This window comes from Bacillus sp. KNSH39, from assembly GCF_052656585.1.
The window spans coordinates 769,749-790,763 of record NZ_JBQXYO010000001.1; the positions used below are offsets into that span (position 1 = coordinate 769,749).

Below are 21,015 nucleotides of genomic sequence, written 5' to 3' on the forward strand. Positions count from 1 at the left end.
TTAATACTTATCATTTAATAATGTTAAATATTAATTTACATAATATAATAGAAGTAATAAAGAAATTACAAAATATATAGCTTAAATAAGGAAGGATATGAATTATTCAGTGGTAATTTCATGGGAAAAGGAGATTATGTATGAAATCATTTCGTAAGTTATTACAGTATTTAAAACCATACATGTTCTTCGCTATTATTGGGCCGCTATTTATGGTACTTGAGGTTGCGATGGACTTAATTCAACCGACTATTATGCAACATATCATTGATGTTGGGATTGCAAATCGGGATTTAAATTATGTAATAAAAATGGGGCTTCTTATGATAGGAGCAGCAGCACTCGGTTTAGTTGGAGGGCTTGGGTGTATGATGTATTCTACAAAAGCAGCTGTTAATTTCGCTACAGACATACGAAAAGATGTGTTTGCGAAAATAGAAACATTTTCTAGTAATAATCGGGACTCATTTGGAACAGGTAAATTATTAACGATCGTGACAAATGATATCACTTCCATTCAATCGGCAATGACGATGACATTACGTGTTCTCGTTCGTGGTCCACTGTTATTTATCGGAAGTATAATTATTGTTTTTGTAACAGCGCGAGAGTTATTTCCAATATTACTTGTAGTTGTTCCGATTTTATTACTTGCGATTATTTTAATTGCAAGTAAAGCAAGTGGTACATTTAAAAAGGTGCAAGAGGCATTAGACAAAGTGAATACAAAGCTACAAGAAAATTTATCTGGTGTGCGTGTTATAAAAGCGTATGTAAGACAAAAATACGAAATCGCTCAATTTGGAAATGTAAATACAAATTTAACGAAGATAAATATTCGAGCTGTGCAACTTATTTCTTTAATGATGCCAATCATTATGCTAGTTGTAAGTGGCGGGATTGTCGCAACATTATGGATTGGTGGAGAAAAAGTATTCGATGGAACGCTTCAAGTAGGAGCGATTTTGGCATTTATTAATTACTTGAATATCATTTTAATGTCACTTATGTCGATTAGCATGGTATTTATTCAAATTGCGCGAGCTTTTCCATCTGCGGATCGTGTACAGCAAGTGTTAAATACCGAGGTTGATATTATAAGCGAAGCGAATGCGATCGAACCTGAGAAAATTGAAGGAAATATCGAATTTAAAAATGTTAGTTATAGCTATACGAAAAATAATGAATACGTTTTAAAAGATATTTCGTTTAGCATACAAAAAGGTGAAAAAGTAGGGATTATTGGATCAACTGGAAGTGGTAAATCTACCTTAGCGAAACTGTTACCACGTCTATATGATGTGGATCATGGTGAAATATGTATAGATGGAATAGATGTTAAAAAATATGATTTGCAAAAACTCCGTGCTTCAATAGGGTTTGTACCTCAGAAGGCGTTGTTGTTCTCAGGCAGTATAGAAGAAAATTTACGTTATGGTAAAGAAGATGCAACACATGACGAGCTGGAAGTAGCAGCTGCATCAGCTTGTGCGACTGAGTTTATCAATAAGCTCGAAGAATCTTATCAATATAATTTAACACAAGGCGCGACAAATCTATCAGGTGGACAAAAACAACGTGTATCAATTGCAAGGGCACTTGTGAGAAAGCCACCGATTCTCATATTAGATGATTCTACATCAGCAGTTGATGCAAAATCAGAGGCTACTATTCAAATAGCTTTAAAAACAAAATATAAAGGCACAACAACTTTATTAATTGCGTCTAAAATTTCTTCCATAATGGATGCGGATAAAATACTTGTATTAGATAATGGTGAATTAGTTGGCAATGGTACACATGAACAATTGTTAGAACAAAGTGAGGTTTATCAGGAAATTTATCTTTCCCAAGGTGGTAATTTAGATAAAGAAGGTGGGGAAGAACATGCGTAATTTTCAAGGGCAATTTGCTAATAAAGGTGGACGAAACACCCCAAAGATGGGAAAAGCTAAAAATGCTCAAGGAACTGTAATGCGGGTATGGAACTATATGGGCTATCAAAAAGCTGCTCTTATGTTTGTTATATTTCTAGTCGTTGTTACTACATTACTTGGATTATTAGGTCCCTATTTTATGGGAGTCATTATAGATCAATATATTGTACCGAAAGATTTAAGTGGTACAGCAAGAATGTGTATGTTACTTATCGCGATTTATGGTGTAACTGTACTTTTAACATGGTTACAAACGTTTGTCATGATTAACGTTGCATTAAAAACAATTCAAAAAATACGACAAGATATTTTTGAGAAAATCCAAACGCTTTCTTTACGGTTCTTTGATGTGCGTTCTCAAGGTGATTTAATGAGCCGTGTGACAAATGATATAGATAATTTGAATCAAGCCTTGACACAAAGCGTTGTACAAATTATTTCATCAGCATTAACTTTTATAGGTGTAACGATTGCAATGTTCGCCTTAAATTGGATTTTAGCAATTGTAACTTTAATTACAGTACCTATTATGTTTTACGTTACAAAAAAACTAGTTGCATATAGTGGTAAAAACTTTGCGAAGCGTCAAAAAGATTTAGGTGAATTAAATGGATTTATTGAGGAAGCAATTACAGGTGCGGATGTTACAACGTTGTACGGAAAAGAAAAAGAAACTGTACAAAATTTCAATAAAATTAATGAACAGCTAAGAGTTTCAGCTACGAAGGCTGATACATTTTCAGCTTTTATTTTTCCAAGTATGAACTTTATTAATAATTTAGGTATGGGCCTTGTCATTGGGACTGGATCAGTTATGGTCTTAAACGGAATGACAACAGTAGGAGTTATTGCGGCTTTTATTAATTATTCTCGTCAATTCTCAAGACCGCTAAGTCAATTTGCGACTTTAATGAATACAATTCAAGCGGCAGTTGCTGGTGGAGAACGTGTTTTTGAAATTATGGATGAGGTACCAGAAATTCAAAATAAAAAAGACGCATTCGTTGTACAAAATTTACAAGGGCATGTTGCACTTGAGAATGTTTCATTTGGCTACGCAGAAAATAAAACGATTTTAAAAGAAGTGAGTCTTAAAGCGCAGCCAGGAGAGACAATTGCTTTAGTTGGTCCGACTGGATCAGGGAAAACAACAATCATTAATTTGTTAACTCGCTTTTACGATATACAGCAAGGACAAATTCATATTGATGGAAAAGATATAAAAGATTATGATATTAATTCTTTACGAAGTAAAATAGGAGTAGTTTTACAGGATACGTATTTATTTGCTGGTTCGATTATGGATAATATCCGTTATGGACGCTTAGATGCTACTGATGAAGAAGTTATCACTGCAGCTAAGGCAGCATCTGCACATTCTTTTATTAAGCATTTGCCAAATCAATATGAAACAGAAATTACTTCAGAAGGATCGAATTTAAGTCAAGGACAAAAACAACTTCTAGCGATTGCACGAGCAATTTTAGCAGATGCAGATATATTAATTCTCGATGAAGCGACATCAAATATTGATACAAGAACAGAATTACAAATACAAGCAGGACTAAATAATTTAATGAGGGGTCGCACAAGTTTTGTGATCGCTCATCGACTTAAAACAATTGAAAAAGCAGATCAAATTCTTGTTATAAAAGATGGAAATATTTTAGAAAGAGGGAATCATGAATCTCTCATGGAAGATAGAGGGTTTTATTTTGATTTGTATACGAGTCAGTTTAAAATATAGTAAAAGCATTGATATGTTGCGGTTTCTCTTGAGAGGAGAAACCGCATTTTTTATATTTGCAAATATTACTATCCAAATGGTCTTTCACTACATATTTTAACAGCATCCACCTGCATTCCAGGCAAAACATGTGAATAGCGATTTAATGTTATGAACATATCTTTATAACTGAAGTGTTCACTTAGAGTCTTTGGATGTATACCTTGTTTCAAAAGTAGCGTAGCATGTGTATAATAACGTAAATCATAAAATCGAACTTTAAAAATCGGAGTTTAAATAAAAAGAGCGCTGTTAAAAGCGCTCTGAGACAAACCATACATTTAGAGAGGAATCAAGATAATATATGGATATTGTGTGAGGATGTTGTAGGTTTTAATTAAAAATAAAGCACACATATAAGTGTGCTTTTATGAACGCTTTAGATTTGTATGACTATATAGTCATACAATAAAATATGCTTGTTTAATATAAATGTGTGTCAAATCTATAAAAAGATATTGTGTATAAGGAACAATAAATATTAATTAGCTAAGTCTTTTGTTTTTATCCTGCTATTTGCCGGACAGTAAGACCCCCACCTTAAAATTTAGCGGAAGCAAAGAAGTTAGGTGGGGGCTGGACTGCCCATAAAAGCCCATTGGTGAGGGCTGATTAAAGTTTCACTTTATTAACGAATTTGCACAACTGTTAACGCTGCAGAACGAATATCTACTGTACCTATTACTTCAACGGGGACAATTTGAATTAAATCACCAGGGTTTAAGTTAATTAGAATGACCCCACTTGATACATCGACTTCACCAGTTCCGATAATATTAGAACGGACTGCGGATCCGGATCCTGCAATAATATTAGTCGATGAATTTAATGTCAAGAAAAAGCGAGCTGCTTCCGGGGCTAATGGGACGTTATCAAGGCTAATCGTTAATGTATAGCTAATTTGATAAATACCAGCTACCTGAATTTTAATACCAGTTCCAGTACTAATTGTATCATTAATTACAGGGACAGTAATGTTAGGATTTGGGCCTGTACTAGGTAATAGTAGTGGTGTAAATAATGTTGCAAATTGAGGTGAAGTAGCATTGAAGGCAAAACCTAGGGCAGGTAGTGAACTAGGTGCTTGTGCTTCACAATTAAAATTAGCGAATTTACGAATGGATGAGCGCATATTTTCACTCCTTTCTTGTATTTAGATTTCGTGAGTATTAACTTCACATTTTGGACAAGCATAATACAATATATGAAAATTTATAGTAGATAGTGCACAAGCATTACTATTACGGATAAAGCTATGAATAATAATAAATACTATATGGAAAAAGCAGTTAGCTAATTTAACTAACTGCTTAGTCGGTTCTCCAAGAGCAAATAGGCGAAAAATTATTGCGCTATATAAAAGATCGCTATAGATAAGTGCTCTTTTTGAGAGTGAGTATAAAATTCTATCATTCTATCTAGTATGTGCACTGTATTATGTAGTTGCTACTAAAATTGATGTGAATTTTTAAAATTAGAGGTTTCTTTCAATGAAACCTCTAAAAAGACAACTAAATTTACGTTATAGTAAATTCAATTGCGATAGGAGTGCCTCCATCTAGGACTGCTCCTCCTACAATAGTAGCAGCTGTAGTAGTCACACCAGTAATAGTATCACCTGTTTGAATAACACCATTAATATAAAGTGTTAAAAAGGCATAAGAAGCAGGGAATGTTGTTACAGCACCAGTGTCATCAGTGAAGTCTGTGTTAGCAAAAGTTAAATCTGCACCAGCAGCAGTTCCTGTTGCGGCCGTACTTACAAATCGTCTTCCGGCTATAAAAGGTTTAACGATAGGCATTTATATTCACCCCTTTTTGAGAATTAACTTAGACAAGTTTTTTGAAAGTTTTGTCCTGTATCGTATATTATGCTGTGCTTCTACTAAGAGATACGGCTTGTATACTAGTAAATAAGTATAATTATTATGCGTTTTATAAGTTAGGTTCTTATAAGTAATTAAGTGGTTAAGGGTGGATTTTGTATATGGTATGTTTATGTTAAAAAAGAGAGCTCTTTTAGAAAGAGCTCTTAATCAAATTATTATTTTAGTGTTGGAGGGAAACTGGCGGCCTCAGTGACAGATGGTAGAAATAATTTACGTGGTATTGTAATAAATTCAAGCGCAATTTGCTTTGGATAAAAAAGTATTTGAGTTAAATCTAGAGCATGTATTAATAGTATCATGAAGCTTGTAAGAATGATAAAACTACCCCAAAAGAAACTTTTTGAAGTGTTGCGAAAATCTTTTATTAAAGAAAAGAATGAAAAAAATGCGGTAACAATGAGAATAAAAAATTTATACTTATCAGCCATTGTGATCCTCCTAAAGAACAGTAATTTATATTATACCGTATTTTTTCTCTATAATTATAAAAAGATTTTTAAATGCCTATGTTGTAGACGTATTGTTTTCATTTTGCATACAATCATATAATAGTAAATCGAATAATATTGAAGAGATTTATTAAGCTAGCGTCACACAACAAAATTAATATTATATAGTGAGAAACATTTTAGTTTATTTCGTAGTCCCAATCCATAAATTAGAACTACGAAATAGATTACTAATAAAAACATTTTAAGATGATTATAATAATGATGTGGTGTATACAGAAAAGAGGATGAAAAAAGCATCCAGAATGAGTTAATAGCTAGTGGATAACGATTGAAACGGCACTGAAAACTAATAAAACAGCCATAATGATGTTGAATAATTGGTTATGTTTTACTAGTAATTTTTGGAATATTGAACCAAATAAACTCCAACTAAATGTACTCAGTAAACCGACTATACCTAGAAATAATGAGAGAAGTAGAAAACTTGAATATGAATTGTAGTAGGGGAGTATAAAAGTAGAGACTACTGTGAGTCCGAATAATATTCCTTTTGGATTAACAAATTGAATGAAAATACCCACTGTAAATAAGTTTTTATTATTTTTTTCATTGTGATCTGCACGGCCTTTACTAGTAATTATTTTAAAGGCTAAATATAGCATATACGCGACACCTAAAATTTTTAAAGGAATTTCAATTATAGGGATAATATTAATTAATACAATATTAAAGAAACTGCATAAAGAAGTGAGGATGAAAAAACCGAATGCTACTCCAAAGCAAAAGTTTATGCTTCTCTTTAATCCATGTTGATTTGCGTATGTCATAGCTAAGAAATTGTTGGGACCAGGTGTGAAGCTACTTATAAATACAAATAACAAAAAAGAAAATATAGGCATTTCAAAACCCCCTATTTTTTGTGTGTTATAATGACCGAAAAGAACAATATAACGTGTGCTTTTTATTATACATAACGGTCGTTATATTGTATACAGTGTAGGAGTGTTTTTTATGGAAGAAATTCAACTTATTCTGGCAAAAAATTTAAAATCAATACGTGAAAAAGAAAAATTAAGTTTAGAAAAGGTCTCTCAATTAACAGGTGTAAGTAAAACAATGATTGGACAGATAGAAAGAGGAGATTCAAGCCCGACACTAACAACAATATGGAAAATTGCTAATGGTTTGAAAGTATCATTTACCTCTTTAATTAATAATCCACAGCCTGATACGAAAGTAGTTTTACGAAATGATGTTCAAGTATTGTCTGAAGACAATGGGAGATATAAGGTGTATCCCTCATTTCCTTTCCAAGATAATAGGAATTTTGAAATCTATATGGTTGAAATTGATACAGAAGGGAAATTAAGTTCAGAAGCGCATAAAGAAGGAACAGAAGAGTTTATAACGGTATTTGAAGGGAAATTGACAATTGACATAAACGATTGTCAATATACGTTAAATAATGGAGACTCAATTCGCTTTAAGGCGGATAGACCGCATACTTATACTAATTCAGGAAGAACATTAACGCGGTTAAGTATGACTATTTATTATCCAGCTTTATAAGCTGGCAATAATATAAAGAGTAAAAGGTATTGTTAAAACCATCTATAAGAGATGGTTTTATTTTTTGAATATAAAAAAAGACACTCAATAGAGTGTCAATATAGTATTGCTCTCGCGTATAGGATTGGAGATGTTCCTCAAATACATATTGAGATGGTCTGTAAAAAAGAAACAATCTTCATCTTTAATGTAACATCGACATGGGGGAAGTGTAAATTGATAATATATATACGGAAAATTTAGTATAGATGTTTTCTACTATGGATATAGTACAATTTATTTTTATTACGTCATCACTCTCGTAATATTTACCAATGGAGTATTTAGGTTGTTTATTATAAAAAGAATGAATCATTTTTTAATCAATTCGTATAATTGTAAGAGAGGCACCTGTTGATCCACCTCCAACTAAATTCACGACAGATAATATACCAAATAATTGTAGTGAAATTGTATTACCAGCATTTAAATTAGTAATTAAATTATTACTATAATTTGAAGTTGATAAAGCGGGAGAAAAAATAGAGCCAGAAATTGGCGTAGAAGCGTTTAATAGTAGTCTAGTTCCAGCAAGTAGAGCGGTTGTCGTATTAACTTGATAGGTTAAATGATATCTTCCAGTTACAGGAATTGTAAATATGTCATTTGAAGCGTTGACTGTAAAATTACCGAGACTTTGGTTATTTGAAAGTGGAATGTTTGTTCCTCCTAATACGACTGAAACAGGGCCACCTGATGTATTATTAGCGAACATAGAGTTTGTTGTAACGATTGAACCAGTACTCCCGGTAGGCCCAGTACTCCCGGTAGGCCCAGTACTCCCGGTAGGCCCAGTACTCCCGGTAGGCCCAGTACTCCCGGTAGGCCCAGTACTCCCGGTAGGCCCAGTACTCCCGGTAGGCCCAGTACTCCCGGTAGGCCCAGTACTCCCGGTAGGCCCAGTACTCCCGGTAGGCCCAGTACTCCCGGTAGGCCCAGTACTCCCGGTAGGCCCAGTACTCCCGGTAGGCCCAGTACTCCCGGTAGGCCCAGTACTCCCGGTAGGCCCAGTACTCCCGGTAGGCCCAGTACTCCCGGTAGGCCCAGTACTCCCGGTAGGCCCAGTACTCCCGGTAGGCCCAGTACTCCCGGTAGGCCCAGTACTCCCGGTAGGCCCAGTACTCCCGGTAGGCCCAGTACTTCCGGTAGGCCCAGTACTTCCGGTAGGCCCAGTACTTCCAGTAGGTCCAGTAAGCCTGTAAGGGAAAATAATGTCAAGGGCCATTGACATTATTTCTTTTTTTCTAATTTCATTATTATCTTGAATATAAATCACCTCATCTTTTTAAATAAGAATGTAATAGATTTAGTACTTTTTAAATAGAATGATTAATTTATTATATTAATTAAAGCGGTTATAGCAACGGTAAAATGTTTAATATATGTAATAATTCTTTGAGAAGAAAAAAGAGAATAGTTATAAAGTTATTCTTTAATAATAGGGTCATAATGATGTGTATGAATTAAAAAACATGTGGAATGAGGTATTAAATTGAAACGCAATGACAATTTACCATTGAATAAGGGGATGATAGGCCCAGAAAATATTGGACCTACATTTCCGATTCTTCCACCAATTTATATTCCAACCGGAGCAACAGGCCCAACCGGAATAACGGGCCCAACCGGAGCAACAGGTCCAACTGGAGAAACGGGCCCAACCGGAGCAACAGGCCCAACCGGAATAACGGGCCCGACCGGAGCAACAGGTCCAACTGGAGAAACGGGCCCGACTGGAATAACGGGCCCAACCGGAGAAACCGGGCTAACCGGAGAAACGGGACCAATTGGAATAACGGGCCCAACCGGAGAAACGGGCCCGACTGGAATAACGGGCCCAACCGGAGAAACCGGGCTAACCGGAGCAACAGGCCCGACCGGAGCAACAGGTCCAACTGGAGAAACGGGCCCGACTGGAATAACAGGACTAACCGGAGAAACGGGGCCGACCGGAATAACAGGTCCGACCGGAGCAACAGGTCCAACTGGAGTAACAGGCCCGACTGGAATAACGGGCCCAACCGGAGAAACGGGGCCGACCGGAATAACAGGTCCGACCGGAGCAACAGGTCCAACTGGAGTAACAGGCCCGACTGGAATAACGGGCCCAACCGGAGAAACGGGCCCAACCGGAGCAACAGGTCCTACTGGGGGCATTGGTCCTATAACCACAACCAATTTGTTATATTACACTTTTGCAGATGGAGAGAAACTTATATATACAGATGCTGACGGGATACCTCAATATGGTACAACGAATATTTTGTCTCCTAGTGAAGTTTCTTATATTAATTTGTTTGTTAACGGAATACTGCAACCACAACCATTATATGAAGTGAGTGCTGGTAAATTAACTTTATTGGATACGCAACCACCATCGCAAGGATCTTCAATTATATTACAATTTATCATTATTAATTAAAAGGACAGTTCCTTAATGAAAAGGAATCTGTCCTTTTCGTTTTATATTTGAATAGTTAAAATTAAGTGAGGGTACATTCAATTTCTAGCTGTTATAAATGGTTGAATGATAGGAATTTTAACTTCAATCCTTTTCATAGTGTATTGGAATAAAATATAAAATGAATTTTTCAATATAGTATATGAGAGTTCTCTATAATACAAACGGCTTCATGTTTAAAAAAGAGAACACAATCTTAGTAAAGAAATAAGGTATATTTATATGAAAAAAATGGCACTGTTAATTGTTGAGTATATTCAAATTAATATGTGTATTTAAACCTAAGAGATAAACGTGGAAAAATAAAATAAACTCTTAAGTTTAGGTATTTAATCTAAGCAGTCAATTATTAAAAACATATAATTAATATGTGAGTCATGAACATAATTAAATAGCGTTTTCAAGTTTAATTATATTTCATGTTTCCTATTTTAAGTAAATATATAACATATTTTTTACAACTTTATGATCCTTATAATAGGAAAAACTCAAATATAAAACAAGTAAGGAGGACATAAATGACAAACAATAATTGTTTCGGTCATAACCACTGCAATAATCCGATTGTTTTCACTCCAGATTGCTGTAACAATCCACAAACAGTTCCAATTACTAGTGAGCAATTAGGTAGATTAATTACTTTACTAAACTCTTTAATAGCGGCTATTGCAGCGTTTTTTGCAAATCCAAGTGATGCAAACAGATTAGCTTTACTCAATTTGTTTACTCAACTATTGAACTTACTAAATGAATTAGCACCTTCTCCAGAAGGGAATTTCTTAAAACAATTAATTCAAAGTATTATTAATTTACTACAATCTCCTAACCCAAATCTAAGTCAATTACTTTCTTTATTACAACAATTCTACAGTGCTCTTGCACCATTCTTCTTCTCTTTAATTATTGACCCTGCAAGCTTACAACTTTTATTAAACTTATTAACTCAATTAATTGGTGCTACTCCAGGAGGCGGCCCAACAGGTCCAACAGGTCCAACAGGAGCGACTGGTGGCGGAGCAACGGGAGCAACGGGAGCAACGGGAGCAACGGGAGCAACGGGAGCAACGGGAGCAACGGGAGCAACGGGAGCAACGGGAGCAACGGGAGCAACAGGAGCAACAGGTCCAACAGGTCCAACAGGAGCAACAGGAGCAGGAGCAACAGGCCCAACAGGAGCAACAGGCTTAACAGGAGCAACAGGTTTAACAGGAGCAACAGGAGCAACAGGTCCAACAGGTCCAACGGGAGCAACAGGTTTAACTGGTGCAACAGGCTTAACTGGTGCAACAGGAGCAACTGGTGGCGGAGCTATTATTCCATTTGCTTCAGGTACAACACCATCTGCGTTAGTTAACGCGTTAGTAGCTAATACAGGAACTCTTCTTGGATTTGGATTTAGTCAGCCTGGTGTAGCATTAACGGGTGGAACAAGTATCACATTAGCATTAGGTGTAGGTGATTATGCATTTGTAGCACCACGCGCAGGGGTTATTACGTCATTAGCTGGTTTCTTTAGTGCAACAGCTGCATTAGCTCCATTATCACCTGTTCAAGTGCAAATACAAATATTAACTGCACCTGCAGCAAGCAATACGTTTACAGTACAAGGCGCACCTCTTTTATTAACACCAGCATTCGCCGCAATAGCGATTGGTTCTACAGCATCAGGAATCATTGCTGAAGCTATTCCAGTAGCGGCTGGAGATAAAATACTACTGTATGTTTCATTAACAGCAGCAAGTCCAATAGCTGCAGTTGCTGGATTTGTAAGTGCAGGTATTAATATCGTTTAATTTGTTACAATGTTTAGTAGGAAATTAAACAGGGGTTTGTATATAGTCCTTCCTAATAAATTTAGGAAGGACTATATTTTTTGAGGAAATAAGTAATAAATCAATTGAACAATTACTCTTTATTAAGTTCGTATAAAAAAGTATAAGTTACCCTTTCTCATTTAAGGCATAAGTTATGTAACTTTAAAAATTTCCGATCAGCAAAAAAAAGATGAATTCTTTTAAAAAAGAATTCATCCATAAAATAAACTATTTATTTTTATTACAGTTACATCCTTTTTTCTTTACATAGCCTTGCTCGGCTAAGTCTCTTTGCGATTGGGAATTGGAAGATTGAGAATTGGAAGATTGAGAGGATGCTGAAGAGCTACTATTTTTATTATAAGAGTAGTTTTTTCGATAGTTATAATTACTCATAGTACTATCACCTCCAATTTAATATATAAATATTATATGTATGTACACTATCAATTGTTACTATTATTAATAGGAAGAGAACATACAATAAAAAAATCTCCTCGGTATTTTCCTAGGAGATAAATGATGATTCTTTTAAAAATTTACAAATTAATAGCCCCAGTAAAGAGGAAAGTAATAAGAATCTTGGTGATACGGATTATGTTGTTGAGGGAGGGGCTGGGTTGGGTAATTTTTCATTCCACGGTTTTGATTGCAGTTTGCCGGAGGGCCAATAACAGTAGTTGATTGAATAGGAGAAACCGCTTGTTTCCATTGTTGTTCATTGAGGCAGTAAGTATGGGCCATCATATGAGCCGGAGTTAATCTTAAAATATCAGAACCGAAAATAACTTCTGGCGCTGGGGCATTGAAAATGGCTAATAAATGAGTATTATCAGCTGTAGCAATTTCATAATGCCACCACGCTTGTGGAATGTTAGCAACTTGCCCCGGTTTTATCGGTAAGTTTAATATTTGATTCGTAAATGGATTAAGTAAAGAAACAACAGCAGACCCTGAAATACAATAAACAAGTTCAGCTGCATTTTGATGAATATGTGGTTCTACAACATTTCCTGTACTTAAATAAATATCTAATAAAGAAGTATTTTCTAAAGTATTTAATTGTTTAATGCCAAGTACATTTATATAATTTTGGGCATCTTTTTGAAAAAAATTACTTTTATTTACATCAAAAGTAAAATTGGTTGAGGGAGAGGTATAGTCGATGTTGACAGTCAATTGTATTACCCGCCTTTCTATAGGTAAGTTAGGTTACAAAATTAGGATATGTGTCTAGTCTTTGTTTTGTGCTGTTATCGGTAGCTTAATAAATTCACTTATTCCATAAAGAATAAGGTGTTAAGACCAAACTATATTCGTATTTCCATTCATACTTTGGATTGATGGAAAAAAGTAATGAAAATGTTAATTTAAAATTACATCAATCATTTATAAGGAGTGAATGTTCATGTCATTTAGTGAAATGATTAGAAATGAAGTACTCAGCTGGGCGGGTGTTTCTGAAAAACCGCATCGATTTGGTGGTATTGAAATAAATTATGGTAAGAAAGAACTTGGCCATCTTCATGGTGATAAATTAGCTGATTTACCATTTCCGAAGTTAAAGCGAGATGAATTAGTGAACCGAGGATTGGTAAAACCACATCACATATTACCTGAATCAGGATGGATCAGTTATTATATAAAGAGTGAAGAGGATATTCCATTTGCAATTGAGTTATTTCGTATGCAATATGACCGAATTAAAAAGTAATGAAATATAGTAGGGTAATAAAAATTTATTTTTATGTCACATCCCTCCTTAATCGTTCGTCTTGTATGTAGAACGATGAGGAGGGATTTTATTATGAAGAAATTTGATGTAGCAATTGTTGGCGGTGGGCTTGCTGGATTAACAGCATCTATATATTTAGCGAAAGCTGGAAAGAAAGTGATTGTATTAGAAAAGTCCAGTCAATTCGGTGGCCGAGGGATGACTATAAATAAAAATGGAATCTGCATGAATCTTGGTGCACATGCTTTATATAGAGGCGGGGCAGCGTTTATAACTTTTAATGAGCTCGGTATGACTCTTCCAGGTGGAATACCATCTACAAAAGCACATGGAATATGGAAAGGGGATATATTCACCATCCCAACAGATTTTCGCTCAATTTTATCAACACCACTACTTTCTTGGTCTGCAAAAGTACAATTCTCACGTCTTATGATTCGTTTAGGAAATTTAGATGTAGGAGAAGTTCCGAAAATGAGTCTAACTACATGGGCAGAAAATGAAATAAAAGATCCAATGATTCGCAATATATTTTATGCGCTATGCCGGACAACAACATATACGTTTGCTCCTACAATACAATTAGCATCATCTGTACTAAAGCAAATACAGCTTTCTATAAAAAAAGGAGTGCTTTATGTAGATGGTGGTTGGAAGACGATAATAACAAAATTAAGAGCTAAAGCAAATGATATCGGGGTGCAGTTTTTGGCTAAAAAGCATGTTGTGGAAATTGAGCATTCCGAAGGTAAACAAAGAATACATTGTGTTGATGATGAGGTTTTTGAAGTAGGTACAGTCATCGTGACGACTCCGCCGAAAGAGGCTTGTAAAATAATAAAAGGTGCAGAAGGAACAAGTTTGCATAAATGGGGTGAACAATCGGTACCGGTTACTGTTGGTGCATTAGATATTGGCTTGAGACAATTACCCAATCCTACACATCAATTTGTATTAGGATTAGATCAACCTATATTTTTCACAAATCAATCGAGAGCAGCTAAATTAAGTGAAGACGGATCAATTGCAGTGAGTCTAATTAAGTACCATAATCCTGTGCTAGAGATGAATCATATTCATGAAGATAAAGAACAGTTGGAAAGTACGATGGAGTTGTTACACCCAAATTGGAAAAGAGAAGTTGTTGCACAGCAATATTTACCGAAAATAACAGTAGTACATGATTTTCCTCATATTGACCGTGTTGAAAAGCCGGGTCCTAATATACCTGAAATGCCAGGTGTTTATGTTGCAGGAGATTGGGCAGGGCATGATGAAATATTAGCTGATGCTGCGGTAGCAAGCGGGAAACGTGCAGCGTTACACATTTTAAAGCAATATGAAAGTGAGGCAGTTCATCATGGAAACGGAGCAGTTATATGAAGCGTATCAACCATTATTATTTTCGTTATCATACAGAATTCTTGGGAGTGTTATGGATGCTGAGGATATCGTTCAGGATGTATTTATCTCGCTAAATAATATAGAAGATCCACAATCTATAGAAAATATGAAAGCATATTTATGTAAGATGGCGACAAATCGTTCAATTGATAAATTACGATCGGCAGCGCATAAACGTAACGTGTATGTAGGGATGTGGTTACCAGAGCCACTTGTAGAAGAGAGTGATGAGCCATCAAAGTCATTTATAATGAAAGAATCCCTTTCCACCGCATATTTATTACTTTTACAACAACTATCTGAGATAGAAAGGATTGTTTTCATATTAAGAGAGGTTTTCAGTTATGAATACGAAGAAATAGCTTCAATTGTTAATAAGAGTAGTGTGAACTGCAGGAAGATCTTTCAACGTGCACGAAAAAGTATGTTGGAGAAACCGAAGCAATCAAAATTAAGCACGGAGAAAATGGCTTCTTATGTTGAAAAGTTTGTATCATCATTACAGTGTGGGGATGCGGAAGGTATGTTAGAAGTATTAAAAACAGATGCTATACTCAAAGCTGATGGTGGCGGTAAAGTTACGACTGCGATCAATCCGATTTATTCTGCAGATCGAATTATACGTTTGTTCTTTGGGATTGCACAACGATTGACAGAAGAGTACACTGTTGATTTCAAAATGGTAAATGGTATACCAGGAGTTATAGTTACAATAAATAATAAAGTAACTTATGTTCTTTCGTTTGCATTTGAGGATGAGAAGATTTCAAATATTTATATGATGGTTAATCCTGAAAAACTTATGCATTTAAATGTAAAAATATAAAAAAGCGCATTTCTTCAGAAATGCGCTTTTTATTATTTTTCTAACATTTCAAGAGGTACATCTTTTTCGCCAGCTACCTCAAATTTAATTTCCCCGTCTTCTTCATAAATACGTGTAATAATCGGTATAGTAATCATTAATTTTTTATGCTGCTTTCGTTTTCGAGCAGCATCTAAGCTAATCACGTTCATTTGTAAGCATCCTTTCTTCTGGAAATATATAAACAAAGAAAATGCGTCCGAAAAGGGCGCTTAATTGAATTTGAAATACCGATTCATTTAAATGGGGTTTATATAATTTAATAACTGCAATTTTAATATGAAATAATATGAATGGAATAATTGCACGTAGAAATTAACTTTACCAAAAAACGAAACAATATGCTATAAAAAATTATAAATCTTTGTCATATAACAGGAAAAAGGATTTCGTTTCGCATATAATAAAAGTAGACGGGCAGCAAGAGCTTTTTCATCATATTGCTTGGAAAGGCGATGAAAAGAATGGATACGTTAGATTCATTATTACTTCAACTTGAACAATATGGAGAAGAGCATGATCGGAATAAAAAAATACGGGAAGAAAAATTACGGAATGTTTCTCGTGAGATGGGGCAATTTTTATCAATTTTAGTAAAAGGGTGTAATGCAAAAAACATTTTAGAAATCGGAACTTCTAATGGTTATTCTACATTGTGGTTAGCTAATGCGGTAGAAGAAACAAATGGAAATGTAACAACTGTAGAGCTTTCTTCAGAACGAGTTGGAGAGGCACTTGTCAATTTTGAAAAGGCAAACCTGTTACAAAGAATTGATGTTCACAATCAAGAAGCAGGGGCATTTTTAGATTCCCAATTAGATCATTCATTTGATTTTATTTTCCTAGATTCAGAGCGCACGCAATACATGTGGTGGTTTGAGCATATAAAACGTATGTTACAGCCAAAAGGTTTTCTTGTTGTTGATAATGCAACTTCTCATGCAAGTGAATTAGATGAGTTTATAAAAATGATTGAAGAAGATGATACGTTTGAAACAGTGTTATTAGCGTTTCAAAAGGGAGCATTTGTAGCTCGCAAAAATAAATAGAAGTGAGTGTAATAGAATTATCACATTGAAAACGGGTGAATGTCAAAAGATTGAGTGTAGCACGATTAAAAGAACGTAAATTATTTAGGAAATATATGAAGAATCCGCCTTCAGCATGTAGTTCTCTAGGTCTTAAGTCTGAGGAAAATTATGTTGATTACAGGTATACTTATAGTAAGAAACAGGGAATGACTGCATAAACAGACATTTCTAAAAAAATCGATTTCAAGCAATCAGAATGTGTATGAAATACGATATAATTGATGAAATATAGTGCATATAAATTCGCACATATAAATAAAGGAGCGATTTTGTTGACTGAACTCGAGAAAAAAGAACCTGTATCCATTGTGAAAGATAATAATGTAGAAGTAGTGGTTGATACAGTTATAAAAGATGAAGAACTTGATGAATTAAATAAAGAAGCCGATCTTTATGTACAAAAGTTAAATAGCGAGCAAAATACAGATTTATCAAAAGTATTGTCGCAGCTAGGAGATTTAGGGGATAAAGAACAACAAGCAGCAGGACAAACGTTATCAGCATTAAAACGTCCTGTCACAGCGATGATGAATGGAAAGAATGAAGAAATTCCAAATACATTGTTAGAATTACGCAAAGTAGTATCAGAGCTTGATCCGAATTCATTAAAAGCAAGTGGTATGAAGAAAATTATGTTTAAAGTATTTAAGAAAAATCCACTTGAAACATACGTGCATAAATACCAATCTATAGATAAGCAAATTGAGGAAATTATTAGATCCCTTCTAATTGGTCGTGATAATTTACAAGAGGATACAGTTGGTCTTGAAATGTTAAAAGAACAATCGCACGATAAAATTCATGCGCTTGATAAACAAGTATACTTAGGGAAAAAGCTTGCTGGCATGCTTGAAGCTGAGAAACAAAACCCAGAGCGTCAAAGGGATATTCCGTTAATTAACGATGCATTAGAAAAGATACTTGTACGTACACGTAATATGCAGCAAGCGAAAAGTGTATTATTACAATCTATAGCTTCTGTAGACATCATTAAGAAAAATAATGAAAAATTAACAGAGGCAATACGTAATGCAATTACGATGACGCAAAACGTTGTAACAGTTTCAGCTGCTATTCAGCTTGCATTAACGAATCAACGTAAAACAATTGATGCGGTAAATGCAACGAATGAAGCAATTGAATCGATGGTATTAAGTAATTCTCAAGCGTTAAAACAAAATACAGAAGAAACGACGAAATTGCTTGAAAACCCTGCTATTAGCATGGATAAATTACGTGAATCATTCCAAAATGTGTTCGCTGCAATTGAAGCATCTGAAAAATCGTCAGAACGTATTATTGAGTCAAGCAAGAAGTTCGTTATTGAACTAGACACATTTAATGATGAGATGAAGCAGAAACTCATTCAGCGTCCAAGGAAATAACGGATTATTAGAGGAGGTGAACAAATGAGTTTCATTCAAACAGTACTATTACTACTCGGTACATTGCTTTTAATAGCATTTACTGTCGTTGTTTTAGTCGTATACTTCGGGCGGAAACTGTATTTTTCATGGACGAAGCCATATAAAAGAGCGCAAGATTCTTTAGATAAGATATCAAACAAATCAATACCGTTTCTACAAGAATTTACACAACATCCACTGTTTTATCGCTGGATTCGCACCGAAGGAAAGAAAGAACAAAATACATTAAATACTCTATTTTGTGCATCAGGTCAACGTACGAGAGAGCAAGTCTTCTCGATGTTACCGAAAGAAAAGCAGAAAAAAGTGCATGTAATGGCAAAAACTACGAAAAAGCTTACGAATGAAGATATTGATGTGGCTGCGATGAAAGTGAAAGATTTCTTAAGACAAGAAGCGCAGCAAACTGTAAAACCGACAGACTTATCATTTTACAAATTGTATTTTTATGACCGTTATCCAGACGCATTAAATACAATTCAAGCGTATAAACGCTCAATAAATCCTTCATTACAAAGAACGGTTGATGATATTACAATTTCAGTATTAAATGCACTTCCGTACTATCAAGAGCAACGCATGTTTGAACAACAACATAAACTTGAAACATTCTTAATGAAAGATTTAACGGCCATGTTATCGTTGGTAGTACAATTACCACCTTCACAAAGACCAGAGAAGGAAGAAGAACTGAAAATCTACTTGGAAAATTTCCAAAAAGAAATGGAAGTAGTAGAGCGAGATATTCGCGACTCAATTGATCACGATTTAAATGTGAAGATGAGAGCAGCGACTGAGAAGTTTAAGAATAAATAACAAAAAGCGCCTTAAAAGCTAAGTATCACGGCTTTAAGGCGCTTTTTTTATGAGGTTTTATTTTGCTCTAACGGTAGTATGACTAGAAGCCACACTTTCATTATGCAATCGATCAACTGCAGTTACGACATACGTATACGTTTCTCCGGAAATAGCGGTTTTATCTACATAAATTTCTCCAAGTTTTGTTTTTCTTACAGTAGTAAGTAAATTTTTTGGGTTTTGTATATCCACTTCATTTTTCCCATTCACGCGGTAAATAGCGTAATAAGCAGAATCATTATCTCTATTGTCAATGATACCGATTGCAATACCTTCATCTCTTGGAATGGCGCCTTTTAAAGTCGGTTGTTTTGGTGGATCATGATCAAGCCAAGGCATAGGCGGGATTAATGCAGGATGTTTATATATGTTTTTTGAAAGTCTATCTTTAACTCCGAGTGGATTGTTATTAATATCTTTTAAGCTAAAATGCATACTACCTTTTATATCAGGATATAGCCGGTTTAATGCAATTTGTTTTGGATATTCTTCTGGATCAGACCAAGCAGGGACGGAGTTATTATTAATTTTATAGGCCGCTTGACCGATGTATAGGTGAAGCGGTTTGTTATTTGTTTCTTTAACCCACCAATCTACTAATATGTCATATGCAGCTGGGGTGAAACCTATATTCCAATATATTTGCGGTGTAATGTAGTCAATATATCCTTTTTGTATCCACTCACGTGTGTCAGCATAAAGGTCATCATAGTTTCTTTGGCCTGCGGTTGTGTTAGAGCCAGTGGGATCGTCAGCTATATTTCGCCATACGCCGAACGGACTAATGCCAAACTTTACATATGATTTTTCTTGTTTTATAGCAGTATTTAAATCTTTTACAAGTTCATTTACATTATTACGTCGCCAAACTTCTATATTTGTAAATCTACCATTATTATATGTTTCGTATGTTTTCTGATCTGGAAATTCTTCACCGGCTACTTTATATGGGTAAAAATAATCATCCATATGCAGCGCATCAATATCGTAATTTTGTACGATTTCTAAAGCGCCTTCTGTTATAAATTTTTTTACTTCCGGAATACCGGGATTGTAATATAACTTTCCGCCATAAATGACAACCCAATCGGGATGTTGCCTTGCAGGGTGATTATTTGATAATCGATTTATATCGGTGTGATTCATCGTTATTCGGTATGGGTTAATCCAAGCGTGGAATTCTATATTTCTTTTATGAGTTTCTTCAATCATAAATGCGAGCGGGTCATAACCAGGATCTTTTCCTTGTGTTCCTGTAATGTATTCAGACCAAGGACCGTAATTTGAAGGATAGAAAGCATCAGCGGTTGGTTTAATTTGTACAACAACTGCATTCATACCAGTGCTTTTTACATTGTCTAATAATCTTATAAATTCTTGTTTCTGTTTTTCAATGGGTAAGCCAGTTTTTGAGGGCCAATCAATATTCAGAACAGATGCAATCCATACAGCACGTAATTCATGTTTTTTGTACGTAGTATTTACTTCAGCATAAGTAAAGTGAGGGGGAATGAAAGAGAAAGGGATGAACAAGATGACGATACAACATATCATTAATAAACGTTTAACGATCATTTATACGCCTCCCTATCATATGATTATTTAAAATAATATATGAGGCGAGGTTGACTTTGCAATAGAGAAAATTGCATATTGAAACATTAATTTAATAGGAAAAATATTTTTAA

18 protein-coding genes and 1 pseudogene are annotated in these 21,015 nt (G+C 34.9%); 11 read left to right on the forward strand and 8 right to left on the reverse strand.

Annotation, left to right across the window (positions count from 1 at the left end; genetic code table 11):
- Nucleotides 1-140 precede the first annotated feature (140 nt).
- Nucleotides 141-1,895: an ABC transporter ATP-binding protein gene (locus ACUL40_RS03925; RefSeq protein WP_000834774.1), complete on the forward strand. Its 1,755-nt coding sequence runs from the start codon at nucleotides 141-143 to the stop codon at nucleotides 1,893-1,895.
- Nucleotides 1,888-3,684, forward strand: a complete 1,797-nt coding sequence (locus ACUL40_RS03930; RefSeq protein ID WP_063220080.1) for an ABC transporter ATP-binding protein — start codon at nucleotides 1,888-1,890, stop codon at nucleotides 3,682-3,684. The genes ACUL40_RS03925 and ACUL40_RS03930 overlap by 8 nt, the downstream gene beginning before the upstream one ends.
- A 667-nt stretch (nucleotides 3,685-4,351) precedes the next feature.
- On the opposite strand, the gene exsF is transcribed toward ACUL40_RS03930, so the two are convergent.
- The 4 genes from exsF to ACUL40_RS03950 all read right to left on the reverse strand — a co-directional run bounded on the left by exsF (nucleotide 4,352) and on the right by ACUL40_RS03950 (nucleotide 6,963).
- A complete protein-coding gene (gene exsF, locus ACUL40_RS03935) occupies nucleotides 4,352-4,855 on the reverse strand; it encodes an exosporium protein ExsF (RefSeq protein ID WP_001257871.1) in 504 nt (167 codons plus the stop codon).
- A 385-nt stretch (nucleotides 4,856-5,240) separates the two neighbouring features.
- Complete coding sequence (locus tag ACUL40_RS03940) at nucleotides 5,241-5,525, reverse strand: DUF4183 domain-containing protein (RefSeq protein WP_001123247.1); 285 nt, start codon at nucleotides 5,523-5,525, stop codon at nucleotides 5,241-5,243.
- 242 nt (nucleotides 5,526-5,767) lie between these two features.
- Nucleotides 5,768-6,040, reverse strand: a complete 273-nt coding sequence (locus ACUL40_RS03945) for a hypothetical protein (protein WP_000774114.1) — start codon at nucleotides 6,038-6,040, stop codon at nucleotides 5,768-5,770.
- Nucleotides 6,041-6,378: 338 nt separating this feature from the next.
- A complete protein-coding gene (locus ACUL40_RS03950) occupies nucleotides 6,379-6,963 on the reverse strand; it encodes a LysE family transporter (RefSeq protein ID WP_063220079.1) in 585 nt (194 codons plus the stop codon).
- 55 nt (nucleotides 6,964-7,018) lie between these two features.
- Here ACUL40_RS03950 and ACUL40_RS03955 point away from each other — a divergent pair, with 55 nt between their 5' ends.
- On the forward strand, nucleotides 7,019-7,633 hold the full coding sequence (locus tag ACUL40_RS03955; RefSeq protein ID WP_113732221.1) for a helix-turn-helix domain-containing protein: 615 nt from the start codon (nucleotides 7,019-7,021) through the stop codon (nucleotides 7,631-7,633).
- A gap of 358 nt (nucleotides 7,634-7,991) precedes the next feature.
- On the opposite strand, the pseudogene ACUL40_RS03960 reads toward ACUL40_RS03955, so the two are convergent.
- A pseudogene (locus ACUL40_RS03960) lies at nucleotides 7,992-8,606 on the reverse strand (BclA C-terminal domain-containing protein); the annotation flags it as partial.
- 558 nt (nucleotides 8,607-9,164) lie between these two features.
- Here ACUL40_RS03960 and ACUL40_RS03965 point away from each other — a divergent pair.
- Both ACUL40_RS03965 and ACUL40_RS03970 read left to right on the forward strand, forming a co-directional pair.
- Nucleotides 9,165-10,094, forward strand: coding sequence for a DUF4183 domain-containing protein (locus ACUL40_RS03965; RefSeq protein ID WP_326038272.1), 930 nt, complete (start codon nucleotides 9,165-9,167; stop codon nucleotides 10,092-10,094).
- A 557-nt stretch (nucleotides 10,095-10,651) separates the two neighbouring features.
- On the forward strand, nucleotides 10,652-11,926 hold the full coding sequence (locus tag ACUL40_RS03970) for an exosporium glycoprotein BclB-related protein (protein ID WP_445423143.1): 1,275 nt from the start codon (nucleotides 10,652-10,654) through the stop codon (nucleotides 11,924-11,926).
- A 567-nt stretch (nucleotides 11,927-12,493) separates the two neighbouring features.
- Here ACUL40_RS03970 and ACUL40_RS03975 read toward each other — a convergent pair.
- The gene (locus ACUL40_RS03975) at nucleotides 12,494-13,126 is read right to left on the reverse strand and encodes a cupin domain-containing protein (protein WP_000217700.1); all 633 of its coding nucleotides are present in this window, start codon (nucleotides 13,124-13,126) and stop codon (nucleotides 12,494-12,496) included.
- 229 nt (nucleotides 13,127-13,355) lie between these two features.
- On the opposite strand from ACUL40_RS03975, the gene ACUL40_RS03980 reads away from it, so the two are divergent.
- From ACUL40_RS03980 to ACUL40_RS03990, 3 genes are all read left to right on the forward strand, one after another.
- Nucleotides 13,356-13,661, forward strand: coding sequence for a luciferase domain-containing protein (locus ACUL40_RS03980; RefSeq protein WP_048656582.1), 306 nt, complete (start codon nucleotides 13,356-13,358; stop codon nucleotides 13,659-13,661).
- Nucleotides 13,662-13,754: 93 nt separating this feature from the next.
- Complete coding sequence (locus ACUL40_RS03985) at nucleotides 13,755-15,065, forward strand: phytoene desaturase family protein (RefSeq protein WP_445423029.1); 1,311 nt, start codon at nucleotides 13,755-13,757, stop codon at nucleotides 15,063-15,065.
- Nucleotides 15,043-15,912 carry a sigma-70 family RNA polymerase sigma factor gene (locus ACUL40_RS03990; RefSeq protein ID WP_000447161.1) on the forward strand — a complete coding sequence of 290 codons (870 nt, stop codon included), beginning with the start codon at nucleotides 15,043-15,045 and terminating at the stop codon, nucleotides 15,910-15,912. Before ACUL40_RS03985 ends, ACUL40_RS03990 begins: the two co-directional genes overlap by 23 nt.
- 32 nt (nucleotides 15,913-15,944) lie before the next feature.
- Here ACUL40_RS03990 and ACUL40_RS03995 read toward each other — a convergent pair whose 3' ends face one another.
- Nucleotides 15,945-16,103, reverse strand: coding sequence for a hypothetical protein (locus tag ACUL40_RS03995; RefSeq protein WP_001100984.1), 159 nt, complete (start codon nucleotides 16,101-16,103; stop codon nucleotides 15,945-15,947).
- A gap of 303 nt (nucleotides 16,104-16,406) precedes the next feature.
- Here ACUL40_RS03995 and ACUL40_RS04000 point away from each other — a divergent pair, with 303 nt between their 5' ends.
- The 3 genes from ACUL40_RS04000 to ACUL40_RS04010 all read left to right on the forward strand — a co-directional run bounded on the left by ACUL40_RS04000 (nucleotide 16,407) and on the right by ACUL40_RS04010 (nucleotide 19,285).
- Nucleotides 16,407-17,000: an O-methyltransferase gene (locus ACUL40_RS04000; protein ID WP_445423028.1), complete on the forward strand. Its 594-nt coding sequence runs from the start codon at nucleotides 16,407-16,409 to the stop codon at nucleotides 16,998-17,000.
- Between the two features lie 314 nt (nucleotides 17,001-17,314).
- Entirely contained in the window at nucleotides 17,315-18,427 is a 1,113-nt protein-coding gene (locus ACUL40_RS04005) for a toxic anion resistance protein (RefSeq protein WP_000137402.1), read from the forward strand.
- A gap of 24 nt (nucleotides 18,428-18,451) precedes the next feature.
- Nucleotides 18,452-19,285: a DUF3974 domain-containing protein gene (locus ACUL40_RS04010; protein ID WP_000008371.1), complete on the forward strand. Its 834-nt coding sequence runs from the start codon at nucleotides 18,452-18,454 to the stop codon at nucleotides 19,283-19,285.
- Between the two features lie 57 nt (nucleotides 19,286-19,342).
- Here the strand turns inward: ACUL40_RS04010 and ACUL40_RS04015 are convergent, their stop codons facing one another.
- Nucleotides 19,343-20,902 carry a glycoside hydrolase family 10 protein gene (locus ACUL40_RS04015; protein WP_445423027.1) on the reverse strand — a complete coding sequence of 520 codons (1,560 nt, stop codon included), beginning with the start codon at nucleotides 20,900-20,902 and terminating at the stop codon, nucleotides 19,343-19,345.
- Nucleotides 20,903-21,015: the final 113 nt, after the last annotated feature.